The 20,723-nt window shown below is 66.4% G+C and carries 21 protein-coding genes; 8 read left to right on the top strand and 13 right to left on the bottom strand.

The window, feature by feature from the left end:
- Positions 1-146 precede the first annotated feature (146 nt).
- From P0086_RS08145 to P0086_RS08110, 8 genes are all read right to left on the bottom strand, one after another.
- Positions 147-494: a cupin domain-containing protein gene (locus P0086_RS08145; protein ID WP_148191015.1), complete on the bottom strand. Its 348-nt coding sequence runs from the start codon at positions 492-494 to the stop codon at positions 147-149.
- A 21-nt stretch (positions 495-515) separates the two neighbouring features.
- A complete protein-coding gene (locus tag P0086_RS08140; protein ID WP_148150859.1) occupies positions 516-863 on the bottom strand; it encodes a cupin domain-containing protein in 348 nt (115 codons plus the stop codon).
- A 9-nt stretch (positions 864-872) separates the two neighbouring features.
- Complete coding sequence (locus tag P0086_RS08135) at positions 873-1,235, bottom strand: cupin domain-containing protein (protein WP_148150857.1); 363 nt, start codon at positions 1,233-1,235, stop codon at positions 873-875.
- 246 nt (positions 1,236-1,481) lie between these two features.
- Positions 1,482-2,774 (bottom strand): glycosyltransferase, encoded by a 1,293-nt coding sequence (locus P0086_RS08130; protein WP_148191013.1) that lies wholly within the window; start codon positions 2,772-2,774, stop codon positions 1,482-1,484.
- Positions 2,775-2,922: 148 nt separating this feature from the next.
- Positions 2,923-3,981 carry an ABC transporter ATP-binding protein gene (locus P0086_RS08125; RefSeq protein WP_148191011.1) on the bottom strand — a complete coding sequence of 353 codons (1,059 nt, stop codon included), beginning with the start codon at positions 3,979-3,981 and terminating at the stop codon, positions 2,923-2,925.
- The gene (locus tag P0086_RS08120) at positions 3,978-4,826 is read right to left on the bottom strand and encodes an ABC transporter permease (RefSeq protein ID WP_275784474.1); all 849 of its coding nucleotides are present in this window, start codon (positions 4,824-4,826) and stop codon (positions 3,978-3,980) included. The genes P0086_RS08125 and P0086_RS08120 overlap by 4 nt, the downstream gene beginning before the upstream one ends.
- Complete coding sequence (locus P0086_RS08115) at positions 4,823-5,629, bottom strand: ABC transporter permease (RefSeq protein ID WP_148177934.1); 807 nt, start codon at positions 5,627-5,629, stop codon at positions 4,823-4,825. The genes P0086_RS08120 and P0086_RS08115 overlap by 4 nt, the downstream gene beginning before the upstream one ends.
- A gap of 284 nt (positions 5,630-5,913) precedes the next feature.
- Positions 5,914-6,972, bottom strand: a complete 1,059-nt coding sequence (locus tag P0086_RS08110) for a spermidine/putrescine ABC transporter substrate-binding protein (RefSeq protein WP_275784471.1) — start codon at positions 6,970-6,972, stop codon at positions 5,914-5,916.
- A gap of 220 nt (positions 6,973-7,192) precedes the next feature.
- Between P0086_RS08110 and P0086_RS08105 the strand changes: the two genes are divergently transcribed.
- From P0086_RS08105 to P0086_RS08095, 3 genes are all read left to right on the top strand, one after another.
- Positions 7,193-8,125: a GntR family transcriptional regulator gene (locus tag P0086_RS08105; protein ID WP_112594246.1), complete on the top strand. Its 933-nt coding sequence runs from the start codon at positions 7,193-7,195 to the stop codon at positions 8,123-8,125.
- Between the two features lie 5 nt (positions 8,126-8,130).
- Positions 8,131-9,426 carry a glycosyltransferase gene (locus P0086_RS08100; RefSeq protein ID WP_112594220.1) on the top strand — a complete coding sequence of 432 codons (1,296 nt, stop codon included), beginning with the start codon at positions 8,131-8,133 and terminating at the stop codon, positions 9,424-9,426.
- A 66-nt stretch (positions 9,427-9,492) separates the two neighbouring features.
- A complete protein-coding gene (locus P0086_RS08095; RefSeq protein ID WP_112594218.1) occupies positions 9,493-10,971 on the top strand; it encodes an aldehyde dehydrogenase family protein in 1,479 nt (492 codons plus the stop codon).
- A 70-nt stretch (positions 10,972-11,041) separates the two neighbouring features.
- Here the strand turns inward: P0086_RS08095 and P0086_RS08090 are convergent, their stop codons facing one another.
- The gene (locus P0086_RS08090; protein ID WP_112594216.1) at positions 11,042-11,635 is read right to left on the bottom strand and encodes a TetR/AcrR family transcriptional regulator; all 594 of its coding nucleotides are present in this window, start codon (positions 11,633-11,635) and stop codon (positions 11,042-11,044) included.
- A 182-nt stretch (positions 11,636-11,817) separates the two neighbouring features.
- On the opposite strand from P0086_RS08090, the gene P0086_RS08085 reads away from it, so the two are divergent.
- Positions 11,818-12,213 (top strand): RidA family protein, encoded by a 396-nt coding sequence (locus P0086_RS08085; protein ID WP_112613111.1) that lies wholly within the window; start codon positions 11,818-11,820, stop codon positions 12,211-12,213.
- Between the two features lie 155 nt (positions 12,214-12,368).
- The gene (locus P0086_RS08080; protein ID WP_275784462.1) at positions 12,369-13,991 is read left to right on the top strand and encodes an ABC-F family ATP-binding cassette domain-containing protein; all 1,623 of its coding nucleotides are present in this window, start codon (positions 12,369-12,371) and stop codon (positions 13,989-13,991) included.
- Positions 13,992-14,074: 83 nt separating this feature from the next.
- On the opposite strand, the gene P0086_RS08075 is transcribed toward P0086_RS08080, so the two are convergent.
- On the bottom strand, positions 14,075-14,641 hold the full coding sequence (locus P0086_RS08075; protein ID WP_148191009.1) for a dienelactone hydrolase family protein: 567 nt from the start codon (positions 14,639-14,641) through the stop codon (positions 14,075-14,077).
- Between the two features lie 113 nt (positions 14,642-14,754).
- Positions 14,755-15,243: a RidA family protein gene (locus tag P0086_RS08070; protein WP_148191007.1), complete on the bottom strand. Its 489-nt coding sequence runs from the start codon at positions 15,241-15,243 to the stop codon at positions 14,755-14,757.
- Positions 15,244-15,438: 195 nt separating this feature from the next.
- Here P0086_RS08070 and P0086_RS08065 point away from each other — a divergent pair, with 195 nt between their 5' ends.
- The gene (locus P0086_RS08065) at positions 15,439-16,125 is read left to right on the top strand and encodes a TetR/AcrR family transcriptional regulator (RefSeq protein WP_148191005.1); all 687 of its coding nucleotides are present in this window, start codon (positions 15,439-15,441) and stop codon (positions 16,123-16,125) included.
- 105 nt (positions 16,126-16,230) lie between these two features.
- On the opposite strand, the gene blaOXA is transcribed toward P0086_RS08065, so the two are convergent.
- Positions 16,231-17,037 (bottom strand): class D beta-lactamase, encoded by an 807-nt coding sequence (gene blaOXA, locus P0086_RS08060; RefSeq protein ID WP_148191003.1) that lies wholly within the window; start codon positions 17,035-17,037, stop codon positions 16,231-16,233.
- A gap of 107 nt (positions 17,038-17,144) precedes the next feature.
- On the opposite strand from blaOXA, the gene P0086_RS08055 reads away from it, so the two are divergent.
- Positions 17,145-18,032, top strand: a complete 888-nt coding sequence (locus P0086_RS08055) for a LysR family transcriptional regulator (RefSeq protein WP_112594202.1) — start codon at positions 17,145-17,147, stop codon at positions 18,030-18,032.
- A 22-nt stretch (positions 18,033-18,054) separates the two neighbouring features.
- Here the strand turns inward: P0086_RS08055 and P0086_RS08050 are convergent, their stop codons facing one another.
- Entirely contained in the window at positions 18,055-18,762 is a 708-nt protein-coding gene (locus P0086_RS08050) for a hypothetical protein (RefSeq protein ID WP_112594200.1), read from the bottom strand.
- 383 nt (positions 18,763-19,145) lie between these two features.
- Here P0086_RS08050 and P0086_RS08045 point away from each other — a divergent pair, with 383 nt between their 5' ends.
- Positions 19,146-20,387 carry an AGE family epimerase/isomerase gene (locus P0086_RS08045; protein ID WP_148191001.1) on the top strand — a complete coding sequence of 414 codons (1,242 nt, stop codon included), beginning with the start codon at positions 19,146-19,148 and terminating at the stop codon, positions 20,385-20,387.
- Positions 20,388-20,723 lie beyond the last annotated feature (336 nt).

Raw genomic sequence — 20,723 nt, 5'->3', positions numbered from 1 at the left:
TTTCCTTGGGTTCCTGGCGGCGCACGGCCCTCATCCGCCTGCCGGCAGCTTCTCCCCGCGAGCGGGGAGAAGGAGGCGCGCCGCAGCGTTTCGTCTCCCTCTCCCCGCCTGCGGGGAGAGGGCGGGGTGAGGGGCAGGTTTTGATCTCACCGGATCATGTAGACCTTCTTGATCGTCTCGTGGACGGTGCACTCGCCCTTCCAGTCCTGCGGGAAGAAGGCGGCCGTGTCGGGGGTGATCTCGATCACCTCGCCGCTCTCGTGCACATAGGTGCAGTGCCCCTCCAGGAAGTGGCAGAACTCGTCGCGGGTGACGTGGCAGAACCACTTGCCCGGCGTGCAGATCCAGAGCCCGCATTCGGATTCGCCGTTCGGGCCCTTGTGGATGACCTTGCCGGAGGTGCGGCTTTCGCCCTCGATCATGGTCGGGATGACGCCCCAGTCGACGAGGTCGACCTGTTCGAGCGGCTTTTTCATAAAGGGCGTGATGGGCATGATGGTGCTTCCTCTTCGATGTCAGTCGCCGCGGCTCATGAAGGCCTTGGTCAGTGTTTCGGTGATGATCGACGTTCCGGTCCAGCCGCCGGGAAAGAAGACGACGGCGCCTGCAAAGACCGGGATCTCCTCGCCGCTCTCGTGGACATACCGGCCCCGGCCGCCGAGGAAGCAGCAGAACTCGTCGCTCGCGATCGTGATCTTGCGGGTGCCCGGCGTGCACGACCAGATGCCGCACTCGCTGGTGCCGTCGGCGTTGACGGAGAGCACCTTGCCGCTCATGTGCGGCGTGCCTTCGGTGGCGGTGGCGCTGGCGCCCCAGTCCTCGAGGGCGACCTTGGCGGCATCGGGCCAGTATGGCGTGGTCATCGGTGCTCCTCAGACAAGCATGTAGATGTTGCGCATCGTCTCGATGACGGTGCACTCGCCGGTCCAGCCGGCGGGAAACATCACGACCGTCCCCGCCTCGACCGCGATCTCCTCGCCCTCGTCGGAGCGATAGACCGCGCGGCCGGCGACGAAATGGCAGAATTCGTCGCGCGGGATCGACAGCCGCCAGCGGCCGGGCGTGCAGACCCAGATGCCGCTTTCCGGCCGGTTGTCCGGCCCCTTGAAGACGAGCCGCCCCGAGGAGGACGACTGGCCCTCGAGGCTGTCCGGCTGGCTGCCCCAGTCGACGAGATCGGCGAAGGTGGAGGCGCCGTGAATATGCGGCGCGGAGGATTTTGTGGTCTCGGTCATGGCAGTGCCTCTCTCCGATCCGAAGTCCGCTCGCTCACCCCCCTCTGCCCTGCCGGGCATCTCCCCCTCAAGGGGGGAGACTGAACGCGGCAAGCGCCAGGTCCTGTCGCCGTTCCGATCAATAGGCCTTCGAGGCCTGCCGTGCTCCAAGATCGGTTGGGGGCGGTCAGCGCGCCCTTTGCCGATCTCCCCCCTTGAGGGGGAGATGGCCGGCAGGCCAGAGGGGGGTGAACTCGAAGCGATGCCTCAGCCATCGAATTTCCCCGTCTTCACCAGTTCGTCCAGGATCGCCGCGGCCTTCTTCGGGCCGCTGCGGGCCTGCATGTGGGCGCTGGTGGCGGCGAGCTTCGTCTTCATCGCGGGATTGTTGATGCAGGCGTCGAGCTTTGCGGCGAGATCGGCGTCGGTCCAGTCGTAGCGCGGCATCTTGAAGCCGTGGCCGGTCTCGTCGACGCGGGTGGCGTTGTCGTGGCCGTCCCAGACATAGGGCATGATGATCGCCGGCTTGCCGAAGTAGAGGCACTCGGTGAACGAGTTGTTGCCGCCGTGGTGGATGACCGCGTCGACCTGCGGGATGACGGAGGGTTGCGGAAACCAGCTGTCGACGATGACGTTGCCCGGCAGGTCCGCATACTGGTCCTTGTAGTCGCCGACATTGACAAGCGCGCGGTAGGGCAGCTTGCCGATGGTTGCGATCAGCCGCTTCAAGAGGTCGGTGTCGCCCGCGCCGAGCGAGCCGAAGGAGATGTAGATCAGCGGCTTGTCGTTCTTCTCCGCGAACGCCGGCACCTCGTAGGCCTTCTCCTTGCGCACGCAGCCTTCGAGATACTGGAACTGCTTCGGCTCGAGCGGATGCTCGCGCGCGAACTTCACCGGCTCCGGATAGAGCAGCAGGTTCATGAAGGGCGAGGCCTCGAAGAACTGGCCGATCGGATAGGCCGCCTCGCCGTTCTCCGCCAGGAAAGCGTTGAAGTCGTCGTGGATCGGCTTGATCACCCTGTTGAAGCGGTCGCGATAGGCCGCATGGCAGGCATAGTCCTTCTCGCCGCAGCCCGACAGGTGCGGCGGGATCTTCGGATCCTCGATCTCGTTCTCAGAGCAGGAGATGATCCGCACCCACGGCTTGCCGAACTGCTTGATCGCCGGAAACAGGATGACGTTGTCGACGCAGATCAGGTCCGGCTTGATCCTGGCGAGCACGCCCGGCAGGTCCTTCTGCGCCCACTTGGCGCTGTCGACGATCGCCGTCCAGCAGTCCTTGACGTAGTTGTCGACCTGGTCGATCGGGGACTTGCGGAAATTCGGGATATGGCCGTTGATGAAGTCCTCCCAGAACTTCGCCATCTGCTCGGCCGGCATCGGCTCCGACAGGTTGACCGGATGCGCCTCGAAGCCGTAGCCCTCATAGACCGACACGAAGCCCGGATCGGAGAGGAACACGGCCTTGTGGCCGAGCGCCTCGACGGCTTGCGCGATGCCGACCGAGTTCAGCGCCGGCCCGAAGGCCGCCTCCGGAAAGAATGCGATGGTCTTGGACATGGTGTTCCCTCTTTATGACGTCCGTGAATTCCGTTCTGCCCCGGCAACGTCCTTCATCCGCCTGCCGGCAGCTTCTCCCCGCAAGCGGGGCGAAGGACCATGGCCGCAGGGGGCAAGGCCCCACCCGCATCCGCGAGCATTGGACGCCTCATGCCGCCGCTCCCGCAAACAGCCGGCAGCGGGCCGGGTCGATCCTGAGGCTCAGCGCATCGCCGACCTGGTGGGTGGCCGTCCCGCTCACCGGGACGCGGATCTGCAGCGGCACCGGTGAGGCCGCCGTCTTGACATGCAGCACGCGGTCGAGCCCGTGATAGGCGATGTCGGCGATCGTTCCGGCGAGGCCCTCGCCTAGCGCGCCCAGGGCAACGTTTTCCGGGCGGATGGCGAGCGTCGCCGGGCCGGGCCCGGCATCGGCCAGCGCCAGCCGCAGTCCCTCCGCCTCGAACAGGCCGCCCTCGCCCACGCGGCCGTCGATGAAGTTCATCACCCCGATGAAATTGGCGACGAAGCGATCGGCCGGCCGCTCGTAGATCGCCTCCGGCGTGCCGACCTGCAGCAGCCGCCCGTCCTTCAGGATTGCCATCCGGTCGGCCATCACCAGCGCCTCTTCCTGGTCGTGGGTGACGATGACGAAGGTGATGCCGGCCTCGTGCTGCATGCGCTTCAATTCGAGCTGCATCTTCTCGCGCAGCTTCTTGTCCAGCGCCCCGAGCGGTTCGTCGAGCAGCAATACCTTCGGCCGCTTGACGAGCGCGCGCGCCAGCGCCACCCGCTGCTTCTGGCCGCCGGAGAGCTGGTCGGGCTTGCGGTCGGCGAACTGGGTGAGATCGGTGGTCGACAGCGTCTCGTCGACGCGGCGGCGGATCTCGGCCTTCTCCAGCCGCTCCATCTCCAGCCCGTAGGCGAGGTTCTGGCGGACGCTCATGTGCGGGAACAGCGCATAGGACTGGAACATCAGGTTCAGCGGCCGCTTCTCCGGCGGCAGCGGCGATATGTCCCGGCCGTCGAGCAGGATGCGACCAGCATTCGGCGTCTCGAAGCCGGCAAGCATGCGCAAGAGCGTGGTCTTGCCGCAGCCCGACGGCCCGAGCAGCGCGAAGAACTCGTTCTCGCGCACGTCGATCGAGACGCCGTCGACGGCGGTCACCGGGCCGAAGCTCTTGGCCACACTCTCGATCCGGAGGATGGGGGACGTCTCTGCGTTCATCGAACCTGTTCTTTGTTGAGCCATTGCGAGATCATCAGCGCGGTCGCGCTCACCCCCATGACGATCGTCGCGAGCGCATTGACCTCGGGCGTGATGCCGAAGCGGATCATCGAGTAGATCTGCATGGGAAGGGTGATCGAGGAGCGGCCGGCGCCGGCGGTGAAGAAGGCGATGATGAACTCGTCGACCGAAAGCGTGAACGCCAGCAGCGCGCCGGCGACGATGGCCGGCAGCAGCACCGGGAAGGTGATCCGCCAGAAGGTCGTCCAGCCGGACGCGCCGAGATCGCGCGAGGCCTCGACGATCGAGTAGTCGAAGTTCTTCAGCCGTGCGCGCACCACCGAGCAGACGAAGGCGAGGTCGAAGACCACGTGGCTGATGACGATCGTGTGCAGCCCCATCGTCAGGTTCAGCCGCGAGAAGAACGACAGCAGGGCCACGGCGAGCACGATGTCGGGGATCACCATCGGCGCAAACGCCAGCGCCTCCAGCCCGTTGCTCTTGCGCCGCCGCGTCTCCATGCCGAGCGCCAGGAGCGTGCCGAGCACCGTCGAGATCAGCGTGGCGAACACGGCGACCACGAGCGTGTTCCAGGCCGCGCGCAGGATGTCGCCGTTGCCGGCGAGCGCGACATACCAGCGGGTGGAGAAGCCGGACCAGGACGTCGGCAGGCCGCTGTCGTTGAAGGACAGGAGGACGAGCACGGCGATCGGCAGGTAGAGGAAGCCGAAGACCAACAGCAGCACGATGCGGCCCGGCAGCCTGCGCCGAAACACCCCCGGCACGGTAGCGCCCGCCGCCGGCGGCGCGGCCGTCATCGCGCCCATGGTCGTCTGCCCGCTCATGCCGCCTCCCCTCTCCCTTCGCCGCTCGCATGCGCGGTGGCGCGGGCCTGGGCGAACAGGAGAACGATCATGGTGGCGATCAGCGCCATGCCGAGGGCAGCGCCGAACGGCCAGTCGTTGGCGGTCAGGAACTGGTCGTAGACGAGGTTGCCGACCATCTGGAAGCGGCCGCCGCCGAGCAGCGCCGGGGTGACGAAATTGCCGATCGACAGCACGAAGACGAACACGCCGCCGGCGGCGACGCCGGGCAGGGTCAGCGGCAGCGTCACGCGCCAGAAGGTACGGACCGGCCCGGCGCCGAGATCGCGCGAGGCCTCCATCAGCTCCGGGTTCAGCCGCGACAGCGTCGAATAGATCGCAAGGATCACGAAGGGCAGGTAGTTGTAGACGAGGCCGGTGATCACCGCACCCTCGGTATAGAGCAGCGACAGCGGTTCGCCGGTGTAGCCGAGCGAACGGATGAGATTGTTCACCAGCCCCTCCCGGTTGAGCAGCACGATCCAGGCATAGGTGCGGATCAGGTAGTTGCTCCAGAAGGGCAGGACGGCGAAGAAGAGCAGGATCGGCTGGCGCAGCCGCGGCGCCCGCGAAATGGCATAGGCGGCCGGATAGGCGATCAGGATCGCGATCACCGTGGTCGTCAGCGCGATGCGGGCGGAGTTGAGGAAAATCCGCGCATAGAGCGGATCGGCGACGCGGGCGAAGTTCTCCAGCGTGAAGGTGTAGTCGATGCCGCCCCAGACGCCGCGCTGGAAGAAGGCATAGGACAAGACCAGCAGGCACGGCACCACCATGAAGGCCATCAGCCAGGCCACGCCGGGAGCGGCAAGCAGGTTCGGTCTGGTGGCATTGAACGACACGTCGGAGTGGGCCTTGCTGCTGTTCCATGAAAAAGCGACGTGGCTGCCAACGCACCCGCCGATGAGGAAAATGCGCGGCGGGGCACGACACTGGCGCCCCCTCTCCCCGCTTGCGGGGAGAGGGCTGGGGTGAGGGGCTGGACTCAACGGAGGCCGCCACCTCAATTGGGGTGGCCCCTCATCCGCCGGCCGGCACCGTCTCCCCGCACGCAGGGAGAAGGACGAAGTCAGTTCGCGGCCTTGATCTCGCTCACGGCGCGCGAATAGTCCTTCTGTGCCGGGCCGAGGTCGCGGAGCAGCTCGTACTTGGCGAGTTCGGCCGGCGGCATCTTCATGTTCGGGTACTGCTCGCCGAGCGCTGCCGGCAGGCTCTCCATGGCGGCCTTGTTCGGCACCTTGTAGAGGATGTTCTCCGCCGCCCAGGCGTGGTTCTTTGCATCCAGGATGAAGTTGATGAACTTCATCGCGTTGTCCTTGTTTTCCGAGCCCTTCAGCACGACCATGGTGTCGACCCAGAGGTCCGACCCCTCCTTCGGCACGACGAACTTGATGTCCTTGTTCTCGGAGATGCCGTAGTTGCACCAGCCGTCCCAGGCGTGCACCAGCGACGCCTCGCCGGAGACGAGCTTGGAATAGAAGGTGGTGTCGTCATAGGCGAGCAGCGTCTTCTTCGCCTCGATCAGGAGATCGCGCGCCTCGTTGATCTTGGCCGGATCGGCCTCGTTGACCGAATAGCCCTTGGCGAGCAGGCCCGCGCCCATCAGCCAGCGGTCGGTCGCCAGCATGGTCGTCTTGCCCTTGATGTCGTCTGCCGGCTGAAGCAGGCTCATCCAGCTGTCGGGCGTGCCGCTCACCTTGTCGGAACGATAGCAGAGCCCGGTCGTGCCCCAGGTGTAGGGGACGGAGAAGGCGTTGCCCGGATCATAGGCGAGTGCGGCGGCCTCCGGATAGAGATTGGCGAGATTGGGGATCGCGGACTTGTCCAGCGGCTCGACGAGCCCCTGCGCATTCAACACCTCGGCGAAAGGCGACGAGACGAAGACGATGTCGTAGCCCTTGCCGCCACTCGCCATGAGCTTGCCCATGATCTCTTCGTTGGTCGCGTGGTTGACGACCTCGATCTCCAGGCCCGTCGCCGCCTTGAAGCTCTCGGCGATGTCCTTCGCCATGTAGCCGTCCCAGTTGGAGATGACGAGGTCTGCGGCCGATGCCGTCCCCGCGGTCAGGCTCATGGCGATCACAGCCGCCGCGGCGCGCAATGCGACCTTTCCGTTTCTCGCTTTCACGAAAAAACTCCCTTGTTTGATTTGTTCCTGGCCTCTGTGCGATGCAGCCCGCCGGTTGATCCGGACTCTTCACTGCGTGCCTGGGCAGTATTAATTATAAAAAAAATACGTCAATAGGGATTCGCCCGAAATCGCACCATGCACAATTTCCGCATCGCGAGACTTGCGAAACGGCGGCGCAACGGGCAGCATGCGCGGCGATGGAGGCCTGATTGAGCGCATGATTCCGGAACCGAAGCGCCCCAGCTATCGCCATGTCGAACTGGCGCAAAAAATACTGGACGTTGCAGGCGAGCGCGGAATTTCGCCGGGCGAGCGGCTGGCCGAACAGGCGCTGGCGTCGCTCTGCAACGTCTCCAGAACCCCGATCCGCAAGGCGCTTCAAGTACTTGCCGAGCGCGGACTCGTCACCGTCGAGCCCGAGGGCGGCTATCTGCTCGCCGTCGACCCGGCAGCGACGGCGCGGCTCGACGACACCGCGGAAGGTGACGGCGAAAGCGAGATCCATGCGGCGATCCTGCGCGACCTCGCCGCCGGCCGCATCGCCGAGACGCAGACGATCGCCTCGCTGCAGCGGCGATACGATGTCTCGCGGCAGACGGTACAAAATGCGCTGATGAAACTGGCAGAGGAGAATATCGCCGAACGCGGCGCCGGACAGCAGTGGCTGCTGAAGCAGTTTGCGGTCAGCGGCGACGCGGTCGCCCGCAGCTACGAATTCCGCCTGGCCACCGAACCGCTCGCGCTGACGCTGCCCGACTTCCGCCGCGACCTGCCGGCGCTGGTCGCGCTGCGCCAGTCGATGCTGATCCTGAAGGGGATGGGCGAGAGCACCTTCGACCGCAAGCTGTTCGAGCGCACCGACTTCGATTTCCATACGCTGATCGCGAAGGGCTGCGGCAATCCCTTCATGGCAGAAGCGCTCGTCAATCATCATCGCCGTCGCCGCGCGATACCGACCGCCGGCCATGTCGCCGTGTTCCGCCTGATGCAGTCCAACCTCGAACACCTGCAGATCCTCGAGCAGATCGAGCGCGGGCAGATGGAGCTCGCCGCCGATCTCATGCGCGTGCATCTGCAGCTTTCCCGCCAGCAGCGGCCCCGGCTCGCCGGGCGCGGCGTGCCGCCGGCCTTCAAACTCGTGTCGCGTTGAACGCCATGGCCGCATCGAAGACGATCGCCCTCTTTCCGGAAGCGAGCTTCGGCGCGGCGCTGAACTGCGTCGGCATCGCCCAGGAGTTGCGGCGGCTCGGCGCGCGACCGGTGTTCATCTGCCACCCCGGCTTTTCCGGCGTCTTTGCCGAATACGGCTTTCCCGAATACCAGCTTGCCGACGACGCCTCCGGGCCGCCGACCGACTGGAACGACTTCATCGAGCGCCACCAGGATGCCTTCCGGCAAACCCCGTTCGAACAGCTGGAGAGCTATGTCGGCCCGACCTGGGACGCGATCGTCGACACCGCGATCCGCGTCGAGGAGCCGTTGCGCCAGCTGCTGTCACGGCTGAAGCCAGACGCGATCGTGCTCGACAACGTCGTCATGTTCCCGGCGATCGCCAATGCCGGCGTGCCGTGGATCCGTGTCGTTTCCTGCGCCGAGACGGAAGTGCCCGACGAGACCGTGCCGCCCTATCTCTCCGGCTGCGGCGAGCGGCCCGGACAGGACTGGCGGGACTTCGCCAAGGCCTATGAACGGGTGACGGCGCCGGCGCACCGGCGCTTTTCCGCCTTCCTCGCCGAATGCGGCCTGAAGCCGCCGGAGACCTCCAGCTTCCTCTCCGCCTCGCCGTGGCTGAACCTGCTGCTGGCGCCCGAGATCATCCGCCACCCCCGGCGGGTGCCGCTTGACGCGGAAAGGTTCGTCTTCCTCGACGGCTGCGTGCGTCACGAGCCGCCCTATCTGCCGCCGCGGTTTGCCAGCCACAACGACGCGCCGCTGGTGCTGACGAGCTTCGGCTCGCTGGGGGCGATGGACGTTTCGATGATGAAGCGGATGATCGAGGTGTTTTCCACCCTGCCCTGCCGCTTCCTCATCAACGCCGGCCACTGGCGCGACGAATACCGCGAGGTGCCGGACAACGTCTTCATCGACAGCTGGTTTCCGCAGCCCTCGGTCGTGGCGCAGGCGAGCCTGTTCATCCATCACGGCGGCAACAACTCCTTCTGCGAGGCGCTCTATTTCGGCGTGCCCTCGCTCGTCATGCCCTACTGCTGGGACGGGCACGACAACGCCACGCGCGCGGCCGAGACCGGCGTCGGCAGGAAGCTCGACCGCTATCGCTGGAGCGACGCCGAACTGGCGGCGGCGATCACCGATCTCGTGGCCGACACGGCGATGGCGGAGCGATTGAAGGCCAATGCGAAGACGATGCAGGCGGCAGCCGGGGTCACGCGGGCGGCCGAGGAAATCCTGAAGGTGGCGGCGGCTCCGGCCATCGGCACGCGGGCATCCTGACCCTAAGGACAACGCTTCATGCCGCACGGCGCCGGCACGAGACGGAACAATCAAGGTGGAACGAACATGCGCGAAAAGCTCTTCATCGACGGACAATGGATGGCCCCGGCCGCGGGCGGTACCTTCCCGGTCATCGATCCTGCAACGGAGGAAACGATCTTCCACGCCCCGGCCGGAACCGCGCCCGACATCGACCTTGCCGTCCACGCCGCCCGCCGCGCCTTCGACCACGGCCCCTGGCCGCGGCTGTCGGGCAAAGAGCGCGCAGAATGCCTGCGCCGCATCGCCACAATCATCCTGGCCCGCAAGGATGAGCTCGCCCGCATGGAAGTGCGCGACAACGGCAAGCCCTTGCCGGAAGCGATCTGGGACATGGAGGACACCGCCGGCTGCTTCCAATTCTATGCCGGGCTTGCCGAGGAGATGGACGAGACGCCGGAGGAGATGATCGCGCTTGCAGAACCGCGCTTCTCCGCCAAGGTCGTGCGCGAGCCGATCGGCGTCGCCGGCGCCATCATTCCGTGGAACTATCCCCTGCTGATGGCCTCGTGGAAGGTTGCGCCGGCGCTTGCCGCAGGCTGCACCATGGTGCTCAAGCCCTCCGAACTGACGCCCCTGACGGCGCTCGAGCTCGGCGCGATCGTCGAAGAGGTCGGGCTGCCGGCCGGCGTCCTCAACATCGTCACCGGCCTTGGCGCCGAGGCCGGCCGGCCGCTGTCCGAGCATCCCGGCATCGACAAGCTCGCCTTTACCGGCTCGGTGCCGACGGGCGCGAAGATCATGGCGGCCGCGGCCCGCGACATCAAGAACGTCAGCCTGGAGCTCGGCGGCAAGTCGCCCTTCGTCGTCTTCGCCGATAGCGACATCGACAGGGCCGTCGAGTGGATCATGTTCGGCATCTTCTGGAACCAGGGCCAGGTCTGCTCGGCGACCTCGCGCGTGCTGGTGGAGGAAAGCCTCTATCCGGCCCTGCTCGCGCGTCTCGTCGAGGAGGCCGCGAAGATCCGGATCGGCAACGGCCTTGCCGACGGCACGCTGCTCGGGCCGCTCGTCTCGAAGGGACAGTACGATAAGGTGCTGGCCGCGATCGAACGCGGCAAGGAGGAAGGTGCAACGGTCGCCGGCGGCGGACAGCGCCCGGCGGGCCTGAACACCGGCTACTTCCTCGAGCCGACGATCCTGACCGACATGGCGGAGGACAGCTTCGTCTGGAAGGAGGAGATCTTCGGCCCCGTCGTCTGTGTCAAACCGTTCCGCGACGAACAGGATGCGATCCGCATGGCCAACGACAGCCGCTTCGGCCTGGCGGCGGCGGTGATGTCGAAGGACCGGGCACGCTGCGAGCGCGTCGCACGCGCCTTCCGCGCCGGCATCGTCTGGATCAACTGCTCGCAACCGACCTTCACCGAGGCGCCCTGGGGCGGCTACAAGCAGTCCGGCATCGGCCGCGAACTCGGCCGCTGGGGCCTGTCGAACTACCTGGAAACCAAGCAGATCACTGCCTTCGAGGCCGACGAGCCCTGGGGCTGGTACATCAAGGGCTGAGCGTCGCGCCTAACGCCGGCTCGCCCGGCACCCGTCCGCCGCAGCCGGCCGGCTGCGCTTGCGCCCCGGCTCAGACGGGCTCTGCGAGCAGGCCGGACGCCAGGCAGCGGAACGCCTCCAGCGCCTTCGCCAGCACCTTTTCCGGCTCGCTGCTGGCGGCGATCCAGAGCGCCGCGTTCAGGGCGGCGCCGTTCAGGAGCCGTGCCGCGGCTTCGGGATCGACGGGCTTCAGCCGGCCTTCGGTGAGAAGACGCTCCACCTTGGCGATCGTTGCCTGCAGGCAGCTGTTCTGGCTCGGCCACTGCGAGGGATCGCCCAGGACCGCCGGCCCGTCGAGCAGCACGATCCGCTGCACCTCGGGCTCCAGCGCCATCTCGATATAGGCTCTCCCCTCCTCCAGAAGCCCCGCCCAATCATCGCCGACGGCGTTGCCGATCGCCTGCGCCCGGGCCGCCATCTCGCCGTCGATGCGATCCACCACCGCCTGCAGCAGGCCGCGCTTGTCGCCGAAATTGTGGTATAGCGCGCCCCGCGTCAGCCCGACGGCAGCCGTCAAGTCGTCCATCGAGGCATTGGCATAGCCCTTCTCCGCAAAGGCCGTGCGCGCCGCCTGGATGAGCTTGTTCCGGGTCTCCTCCATCATTTCCGATCGCCGCGTCGCCATCAGGCACACCCCATTTTCAGATACGCGGCGTATGCGTATTGACATACGCCGCGTATGCGAGATAGTTTCACATACGAGACGTATATCAACCTGTCTCTGCCGTGGGAAGCCCGTACCTCGCCCGGCCGTCCAGAGCCGCCCGGCTTCCGCATCCAGACAACCCGACATCCAAGGAAAACGAGATGCAACGCGAACCGATCTTCCCCGCCAACCGCCACAGCCTCTACGAGGCGCACCGCTACTCCGCGGCCATCCGCTCCGGCGACCTGCTGTTCGTGTCCGGACAGGTGGGAAGCCGCGAGGACGGTACGCCGGAGCCCGATTTCGAACGCCAGGTGCGGCTGGCCTATGACAATCTGACCGCCGTGCTGCGCGCCGCGGGTGCCTCGCTCGACGACGTGGTCGACGTGACGACCTTTCACACCGACCCGGCCACCCAGATCGAGACGGTCATGAAGGTCCGCGAGGCGGTGCTCGGCGGCGCGCCCTATCCGAACTGGACGGCGGTCGGCGTCAACTGGCTGGCCGGGTTCGATTTCGAGATCAAGGCGATCGCCCGCATTCCCGCTCGAAGCTGAGCGGAGCCGGGCCGGAGCGGAAGGCATGCCGGCCCGCTCCGGGGCTGGCCTTCGGCAATCCGCTGATGTATCTGGCCCCATCCAATGGTGCTCCAAGGGATCGCGACCGGCGATCCACCACGTGACGGCGCCGCAACCGACGGGGCCTTCGCCGCATGATCCGCATCGAAAACATCAGCAAGCAGAACAGCCACCGGCTCCTCTTCGTCGAGGCGTCGGCCGCTTTGAACAAGGGCGAGAAGATCGGCCTCGTCGGCCCGAACGGCGCCGGCAAGACGACGCTGTTCCGAATGATCACCCAGCAGGAGGTTCCCGACGAGGGGCAGGTCTCCACCGAGAAGGGCGTCACCATCGGCTATTTCGACCAGGACGTGGGCGAGATGGGCGGCCACAGCGCCGTCTCCGAGGTGATGAACGGCGCCGGGCCGGTCAGCGCGGTCGCCGCCGAACTGCGGCAGCTGGAGGCCGAGATGTCCTATCCGGACAAGGCCGACGAGATGGACCGGATCATCGAGCGCTACGGCGAGGTCCAGGCGCGCTACGAGGAACTGGACGGCTATGCGCTGGAGGGCCGCGCCCGCGAGGTGCTCGCCGGCCTGAGCTTCAGCCAGGAGATGATGGACGGCGACGTCGGCAAGCTTTCGGGCGGCTGGAAGATGCGCGTGGCGCTGGCGCGGATCCTCCTGATGCGCCCGGACGTGATGCTGCTGGACGAGCCGAGCAACCACCTGGATCTCGAAAGCCTGATCTGGCTCGAAGAATTCCTCAAGACCTATGACGGCGCCCTGCTGATGACCTCGCACGACCGCGAGTTCATGAACCGGATCGTCGGCAAGATCATCGAGATCGACGGCGGATCGCTCACCACCTATTCCGGCGACTACGCCTTCTACGAACAGCAGCGCGCGCAGAACGAGAAGCAGCAGCAGGCCCAGTTCGAGCGCCAGCAGGCGATGCTCGCCAAGGAGATCAAGTTCATCGAGCGCTTCAAGGCGCGCGCCTCGCACGCGGCCCAGGTGCAGAGCCGGGTGAAGAAGCTCGACAAGATCGACCGCGTCGAGCCCCCGCGCCGCCGCCACACCGTCGCCTTCGACTTCCTGCCGGCGCCGCGCTCGGGCGAGGACGTGATCAACATCAAGGGCGTCCACAAGTCCTATGGCAGCCGCGCGATCTACGAGGGGCTCGACTTCATGGTGCGCCGGCGCGAGCGCTGGTGCATCATGGGCATCAACGGGGCCGGCAAATCGACGCTGCTGAAGCTGGTGGCGGGGTCCGCCGAGCCGGACAAGGGCACGGTCACGATCGGCGCCGGCGTCAAGCTCGGCTATTTCGCCCAGCACGCCATGGACCTGCTGGACGGCGACAGCACGATCCTCCAATGGCTCGAAGACGCCTTTCCGAAGGCGGGACAGGCGCCGCTGCGCGCCCTTTCAGGCTGCTTCGGCTTTTCCGGCGACGACGTGGAGAAGAAGTGCCGCGTCCTTTCCGGCGGCGAGAAGGCACGGCTGGTGATGGCGCGGATGCTGTTCGACCCGCCGAACCTGCTGGTCCTCGACGAGCCGACCAACCACCTCGACCTCGACACGAAGGAAATGCTGATCAAGGCGTTGTCGCAATACGAAGGCACGATGCTGTTCGTCTCGCACGACCGCCATTTCCTCGCCGCCCTGTCGAACCGGGTGCTGGAACTGACACCCGACGGCATCCACCAGTATGGCGGCGGCTATACCGAATATGTCGCCCGCACGGGCCAGGAAGCGCCCGGGCTGCGCAGCTGAACAGGCGGCCGACCGGCCGCCTGCAACGCTTCCGTCTGGGTCATGCCGGAGGTTTCGGCCGAACCGGAGCCGTCGGATCTCTCTCAGAGCGTTGCCAGCAGCCGCTCGACGCGCTCCCACATCAGCCTTGCGGCCTGCGCATCGTGGTCGCTCAGGGTGGCGTCGGCAAACAGGTGACCGGCGCCGGGATAGTGGAACACCTCCAGCGCGATCGAAGAACCGGCAAGCGCGGAAAGCCACGCCGCGACCTCGTCGGCCGGCTCGAACGGGTCGGGATCGGCAAGATGGACCTGGACCGGCGTTCCGGGCCGGGCGTTGGCGGGGATTTCGGCAATGCTGTGCAGGAGGAGAATGCCGGCCGCCTCCGGCCTGTCGGGCCAGAGACTTGCGGCTATGCCGGCGCCCATGGAAAAGCCGCCGAGGACGGCGTCCGGCGGCAAATCCGCGACCGCGCGTTCGGCACGCTCGCACAGGCTGCGCCAGCCGATCTCGTCCTTGATGGCGAAACCCTCTTCGACCGAACCGGCCAACCGGCCGTCGTAAAGATCCGGCGCCAGAACGCTGTGACCGCCGGCACGCAGCCGCTCCGCCGCCTGCAGTTCCAGCGGGCGAAGGCCATAGACGGAATGAAACAGGGCGACGGTCGCCATCATGGACCTCCCAATGCAAATGCGGCGCTGTGCCGATAACGGCACAACGATCCCCATGCCGTCAATCGGGCCATGCCGCCTGACCGAGCCCGGCGGCAGCGGTGGCCGCCTCGCTAGTCAAGCACGACCACGGCTTCCACCTCGAAGAGCATGGGGTCGATTGCGAGCTTGGGGACGGGCACCAGGGTCTGCGCGGGCAGCGCCTCGCCGAACATCTTCTTGACGTTCCCGGTCAGGACTTCCAGCTTGGACATGTCGTGATCGACCACGTAGACCGTGAGCTTGGCGACCTGATCGGTCCTTGCGCCGATCCCGTCGAGGGCGGTGCGCAGATTTGCGTAGGCCTGCTCGACCTGGACGGCGAAGTCGGGCGACAAGGCTCCCCGGCTGTCGAAGCCGCCCTGCCCGGAAATGTAGGCGAGCCGGGCGTTGGGAGGCACGATCACGGCCGTGCTGTAGCCATTCGGCGACGGATCACCGAGGGACTGCGGATTGACGATGGTCAGCTTGCGATCGGTCTCGTTCGCCGTCGTCGTGGTGGGAACGCCCATGGTCATGATGATGAGTCCTCCGACAAGCAGATGGTTGATTGCGCGTGACATGATTTTCTCCCGGCTCCGGGGGCTGCGGGCAGCGTGCCCTGACAGCCGGCAGGATTGAACTTTCACCAAACGGCCGTATGATTGACTCGTACGTCGTACGACTTGATTGCATCGTACGACGTACGAGTCAATTGGTCAAAACTCGAATTGTCGCATTGTCGGCCGGAATCGGCGTGCGATCGGCAAGGAGGACGAATGGCAGCCAAATCCGGCCGCGCCCCCGGCAAACGGCCCCAGCGGACAAGGATGCCTTCGCAGGCGCCGGGCGATGCGCAGCCTCTGTCGCTGGAGCGCATCGTCGCGACCGCGATCGAATTGCTGGACGCCGAGGGCGTCGATGGCCTGACGATGCGCAAGCTGGCCGATCGTGTCGGCTCGGGCGCGATGAGCCTCTACTGGTACGTCGACAACAAGGAGACCGTCTTCGATCTGGCGCTCGATTCGGTCCTCGAATATCGCGGGTTGCCGCAAGATGCCGACCGCCAGGACTGGCGCGGCGACGTCGTTCACATGCTGGAAGACTGGCGCGCCAGCATGCTGCGCCATCCCTGGACTACGTCGCTGTTGCCGCGCCGGGCCCTCGGCCCGAACATGCTCCATCGCCTGGAACTGCTGAGCAGGACCTTGGTCACGGCCGGTGTCGGACATGCCGAACTGAACGCGGCGATCTGGTCGCTCTGGAACCATGTGATGGGCGCCACCATCACCCGCGCGAGCTTCGGCTTCTCGGACGACGACATGGCGGCAGCGCAGCAGCGGCTCACGCGCCTCGGCGAACAGTACCCGACGATCGAGAGCGCCCAGCTGCTTTTGGACAGCGACTGGGACGGCGCCTTCCGGAAGGGCCTCGGCTTTCTCCTGGATGGCCTGCCTCTCCGATGACGCAGAACCGCCGCGCCCAAAACGGAGCGCAGCCGTGAAACAGGCCCGGCCGACCACGGCGATCCAAGAGGCGCCGTGGCCGTCCCCAGGCCCTCGCGTCAGGTCCTACTCCGTCGGCACCATCGCCGGCAGTTCCTTGAACAACCCGTCGCGCACCCGGGCGCCCGCCGAACCCTTCTGCCGCGTCTCCTCCTGCACCAGCCGTGCGAAGACCAGCGTGCGTTCGCCCTTCGTCGCCCAGCCGACGTACCATCCCCAGGGGTGGTCGTAGTCGAACTGGCCGTCCGGCTTGCGCGGATAGGCCATGCCGGTCTTGCCCTGCGCCGTCCAGCCGTCCGGCAACACGGTCGTCTCCACGATCTTCATCGTCATGTCCGTCGCGTGCGCCGAGACGGGTAACGTGCGGTTCACCAGCTTGCGGAGAAAGGCAACCTGCTCGCGCGGCGAGATCTTCAGGGAGGAGGATATCCAGGCGCGCTCAAGACCGTTGTTCTTGCCGGGGTCGCCGGAGAAGTCGGCGTTGCCGTAGTCGAACTTGGCGGCGTAGTCGTGCAGCGTCGGCTCGCCCAGCGATTGCGCCATCACCTGCGAGAACCAGACGACGGAGTATTTCATCCACCGCGTCGGATCGGTCGCCTGCGTCCAGTTCTCGCCGCCCCAGTCCGGATAGCCCTCGCGGAAGGGCAGCGACGGCGCATGCGCGTCCTTCAGGAAGCCCGCGTCATACCCCATCAGGCTGAGCGGCACCTTGAACGTCGAGGCGGGCGTGTAGCGCTCCTGGCAATTGCCCTCCTCCACCAGCGTCGCACCGGTCGCCGCATCGGCGACGATCGTACAAATTGTCTTGGCTTCCGCCGCCTGGAAGACACCGGCGGCACCGAGAATGCCGAGAGAAAATAGGCCGATCTTCATCGAAATCCCTTTCTTCCTATGGATCGCGGCCCATTGCTACCAGCGGTTTGACGCGGCGACAAAGGACGAATACTGAGATCAGGCATTAGAAAAACTGGGGCATCGCCATGGTTCGGCCACATCTTCCGCTGAACGCCTTCCGCGCCTTCGAGGCCTCCGCACGCCACCTGAGCTTCACCCGGGCGGCGATCGAGCTGAACGTGACGCAGGCGGCGGTCAGCCACCAGGTCAAGGCGCTGGAGGCGCAACTCGGCACGGCGCTGTTCAAGCGCCTGCCGCGCGGGCTGATGATCACGCCGGAGGGTGAGAGCCTGCTGCCGGTCCTGCGCGACAGCTTCGACCGCATGGCGACGGCGGTCGAGCGCTTCCGCGGCGACAGGATCCGCGAGATCCTGACGGTCGGCGCGGTCGGGACCTTCGCGGTCGGTTGGCTTCTGCCGCGGCTCCCGGCCTTCGCCGATCGCCATCCCTTCATCGAGCTCCGGCTCTCGACCAACAACAACCGCGTGGACCTGGCCGCCGAAGGACTGGACTTCGCGATCCGTTTCGGCGACGGCGCCTGGCACGGGACGGAGGCCGCAAGACTGCTGGAGGCGCCGCTTTCGGCGCTGTGCGTTCCGCAGATCGCGCGCGAGCTGCGCCAGCCCTCCGACCTGCTCGGCCGCACGCTGCTGCGCTCCTACCGCCCGGACGAATGGACGCGCTGGTTCGAGGCGGCGAAGCTGCCGCGCGCCGTCCAGCGCCACAGCAGCATCGTCTTCGACACCTCGCTCGCCATGATGGAGGCGATCCTACAGGGGGCGGGCGTGGGCCTAGCGCCGCCGTCGATGTTCGAACGGCAGCTGACCTCAGGCGCGATCGTGCAGCCGTTCGATATCCACGTGCCGGTCGGCAGCTACTGGCTCACCCGGCTGCAATCACGCGCGATGACGCCGGCGATGAGCGCGTTCCGCAACTGGATCTGCGCCGAGGCGGCATCGGCCGGGTCGCCGTAGCAACCGGCGCGATGGCCACCGTTCAATAGCACGGCGGATAGGGATAATAGCCGCAGGGCGGCGGCGCGTAGTAGTACGGCCGCCCGGCGGCTACGGCCGCAGCGCCGATCGCAGCACCAGCCGCGACCCCCGCGCCGTAATAGGCGCCCGGATGCGCATACCATCCCCCGTGCCACACCGGCCCGTGCCGCCAGGCCCCGCCGGCGACGACGGCGCCGCCATAGGGGCCTCGGGCGGCAAACCAGTCGATGAACAGCGAGGCCGGCCCGTCCGCACCGGAAATCTCGCCCTCCAGCACCGAGACCTCGAAGGTGAGGACCTTGCCTTCGAGCTTCGGCGTCTTCAGCACGACCACGGCATCCTGCACCGATTGCCCGTCGCGGCCGAAGACGGAAATGGTGGCGTTCGGCGGATCCTTGGCGAAGCTGTCGTTGCCCTCGTCCCATTGGCGCATGAACTCGGTGGTCGACACATGACCCGCCGCGCGCACCGGGCGATCGGCGAAGACGATCGTGCTCGGACCGATATCGGTCATGGTCAGCTTGCCGTCGGCAAGCGTGGCGCCTCCGGAGTTGAGGACGGCGAGCGAGGGCACCATCTGCTGCTGCGAGTGCCCGCCGACCGTCTTCTGCGCCGGTGCCGAGATGGCGTCCTGGGCGATCGCGGGACCGCCGGCGAGGGCGGCGCCCGCGAGAATCGTCATTGCAAGAATGCGCTTGCTGAACTTCATGGTCGAAAACTCCCCTGCTCGCCCGCACACGCGCCGCCGGCAATGCCGTCCGGCATCGCGTGCCACGGTTTCGTCGTGACCGATCTCGTATCTGAAGATTTCGCTGCAAGTTTCAGGATCCCGGGCCGCACGAGCCCGAGTATTCGAAAACTCTACGCGAACACATATAAGCTGTAAATAATATAGACCGCCCGTGCCGTTGCCGCTGCAAGCTTGCCCTGACTGCCGATCTGGGCCATAACTCGCCACCCATTCTGCCGGCGCCGATCGGAACCTCCCCCGGTCTCCACGCGTCGCGCTCACGCCTCATTGGCGAAACACTGCTCAAGCAGCCGGCGGCTTCCCTGCGGCCGGCTCTCCCTGAAAGCACGAGGAGTACGAACATGGGCACCAACGGACAGCTTGATCTGGCCTGGCGCAACCGCGCCTATCACCGCGACTGGCTCTGGAACCAGGCGAACCGCCTCTTCGATTTCTTCCAGAACCGGACCTTCAACCCGAACGGCGGCTTCTACGAACTCGACATCGAAGGCCGGCCGCTGAACGCCGGCAATCCGATCCGCGGCATCCATTCCACCGCCCGCATGGTCCACTGCTTCTCGATCGGCAGCCTGCTCGGCCGTCCCGGCTCCGACGACATCGTCGACCACGGCATGAAATATCTCTGGGAAAAGCACCGCGACGCCGCGCGCGGCGGCTACCACTGGTCGCTCGACAATTCCGGCCTGCTCGACGCCACCAAACAGGGCTACGGCCATGCCTTCGTGCTGCTGGCCGCCTCGAGCGCGAAGGTGGCGGGGCATCCGGATGCCGACCGGATGATCGCGGACGTGACCGAGGTGCTCGACACCCGCTTCTGGGACGAGCAGCACGGCGCGATCGCCGAGGAGTTTGCGGACGACTGGTCGCCCGTCCCCGGCTATCGCGGCCAGAACTCCAACATGCACCTCACCGAGGCGCTGATGGCCGCCTACGAGGCGACCGGCGACAACGCCTATCTGAAGAAGGCCGAGCGCATCGCCGACCTGATCATCCGCCGCAAGGCAGGCGAGAACGGCTTCCGGGTGCCGGAGCATTTCGACGAGAACTGGACGGTGGACAAGGGCTATACCGGCAACGAGATGTTCCGCCCCTCCGGCACGACGCCCGGCCACTGGCTGGAATGGGCGCGGCTGGTCCTGCAGCTGTGGGCGCTCGGCGGCAGGAAGCACGACTGGATGCCCGAGGCGGCCAAGGCCCTGTTCGCACAGTCGATCGCGCTCGGCTGGGACAAGGACAGGGGCGGCTTCTTCTACACGCTCGACTGGCAGGACCAGCCGGCCAAGCGCGAAAAGCTCTGGTGGCCGATGGCCGAGGGTGCCGGTGCTGCAGCCTTCCTCTGCGAGCACCTGCCGAACGACTTCCACGAGACCTGGTACCGCAGGATCTGGGACGGCATCGCGCGCCACTTCATCGACGGGGAGCGCGGCGGCTGGCACGAGGAACTGAACGAGGACCTCGTGCCGAGCTACACGCTCTTTGCCGGCAAGGGCGACATCTACCACGCCCTGCAGGCCTGCCTGATCCCGCTCTATCCGGCGACCGGCAGCCTGACCAAGGGCATCGTCGAGGCCGGCGGCAGGTAGCCGCCCCTCCCCTGCACCGCGCGCGGCCCGGTCCCGGCTCCGGGGCGGGTTCGTGTGCTGCAGGCGGCCTAGAGCGTGCTGTTGTGATTTGGAAACAATTCTGTTGGTTCAAGCGGCGCCGTCTGATGTGCCGGCCGGCGCGCGTCGTAGCCAATGCATACGGCCAAGCCGGCCGACACATCAGTCGGCCCGCTTCAACCAACCCGAAGGGCCGGGCATCTTTTCGTCAGGGCAGAGGCGAGCGCCTCGAACGTACCTTCCGGTATGCCCTTCGTCGCTCGCCTCTGCCCTGACAAAAAGCTGCTCCGGCAGAATGGTTCCAAATCACAACAGCAC

Source organism: Mycoplana sp. MJR14, from assembly GCF_029210525.1.
Taxonomy (GTDB): Bacteria; Pseudomonadota; Alphaproteobacteria; order Rhizobiales; family Rhizobiaceae; genus Mycoplana.
This window is presented reverse-complemented; position numbering and strand designations above follow the sequence as displayed.

Excerpts from the sequence above, each read along its gene's own strand:
- P0086_RS08145 (WP_148191015.1), bottom strand. The coding sequence starts at position 494 with ATGCCCATCACGCCCTTTATGAAAAAGCCGCTCGAACAGGTCGACCTC.
- P0086_RS08140 (WP_148150859.1), bottom strand. The coding sequence starts at position 863 with ATGACCACGCCATACTGGCCCGATGCCGCCAAGGTCGCCCTCGAGGAC.
- P0086_RS08135 (WP_148150857.1), bottom strand. The coding sequence starts at position 1,235 with ATGACCGAGACCACAAAATCCTCCGCGCCGCATATTCACGGCGCCTCC.
- P0086_RS08130 (WP_148191013.1), bottom strand. The coding sequence starts at position 2,774 with ATGTCCAAGACCATCGCATTCTTTCCGGAGGCGGCCTTCGGGCCGGCG.
- P0086_RS08125 (WP_148191011.1), bottom strand. The coding sequence starts at position 3,981 with ATGAACGCAGAGACGTCCCCCATCCTCCGGATCGAGAGTGTGGCCAAG.
- P0086_RS08120 (WP_275784474.1), bottom strand. The coding sequence starts at position 4,826 with ATGAGCGGGCAGACGACCATGGGCGCGATGACGGCCGCGCCGCCGGCG.
- P0086_RS08115 (WP_148177934.1), bottom strand. The coding sequence starts at position 5,629 with ATGGCCTTCATGGTGGTGCCGTGCCTGCTGGTCTTGTCCTATGCCTTC.
- P0086_RS08105 (WP_112594246.1), top strand. The coding sequence starts at position 7,193 with ATGATTCCGGAACCGAAGCGCCCCAGCTATCGCCATGTCGAACTGGCG.
- P0086_RS08100 (WP_112594220.1), top strand. The coding sequence starts at position 8,131 with ATGGCCGCATCGAAGACGATCGCCCTCTTTCCGGAAGCGAGCTTCGGC.
- P0086_RS08095 (WP_112594218.1), top strand. The coding sequence starts at position 9,493 with ATGCGCGAAAAGCTCTTCATCGACGGACAATGGATGGCCCCGGCCGCG.
- P0086_RS08090 (WP_112594216.1), bottom strand. The coding sequence starts at position 11,635 with ATGGCGACGCGGCGATCGGAAATGATGGAGGAGACCCGGAACAAGCTC.
- P0086_RS08085 (WP_112613111.1), top strand. The coding sequence starts at position 11,818 with ATGCAACGCGAACCGATCTTCCCCGCCAACCGCCACAGCCTCTACGAG.
- P0086_RS08080 (WP_275784462.1), top strand. The coding sequence starts at position 12,369 with ATGATCCGCATCGAAAACATCAGCAAGCAGAACAGCCACCGGCTCCTC.
- P0086_RS08075 (WP_148191009.1), bottom strand. The coding sequence starts at position 14,641 with ATGGCGACCGTCGCCCTGTTTCATTCCGTCTATGGCCTTCGCCCGCTG.
- P0086_RS08070 (WP_148191007.1), bottom strand. The coding sequence starts at position 15,243 with ATGTCACGCGCAATCAACCATCTGCTTGTCGGAGGACTCATCATCATG.
- P0086_RS08065 (WP_148191005.1), top strand. The coding sequence starts at position 15,439 with ATGGCAGCCAAATCCGGCCGCGCCCCCGGCAAACGGCCCCAGCGGACA.
- blaOXA (WP_148191003.1), bottom strand. The coding sequence starts at position 17,037 with ATGAAGATCGGCCTATTTTCTCTCGGCATTCTCGGTGCCGCCGGTGTC.
- P0086_RS08055 (WP_112594202.1), top strand. The coding sequence starts at position 17,145 with ATGGTTCGGCCACATCTTCCGCTGAACGCCTTCCGCGCCTTCGAGGCC.
- P0086_RS08050 (WP_112594200.1), bottom strand. The coding sequence starts at position 18,762 with ATGAAGTTCAGCAAGCGCATTCTTGCAATGACGATTCTCGCGGGCGCC.
- P0086_RS08045 (WP_148191001.1), top strand. The coding sequence starts at position 19,146 with ATGGGCACCAACGGACAGCTTGATCTGGCCTGGCGCAACCGCGCCTAT.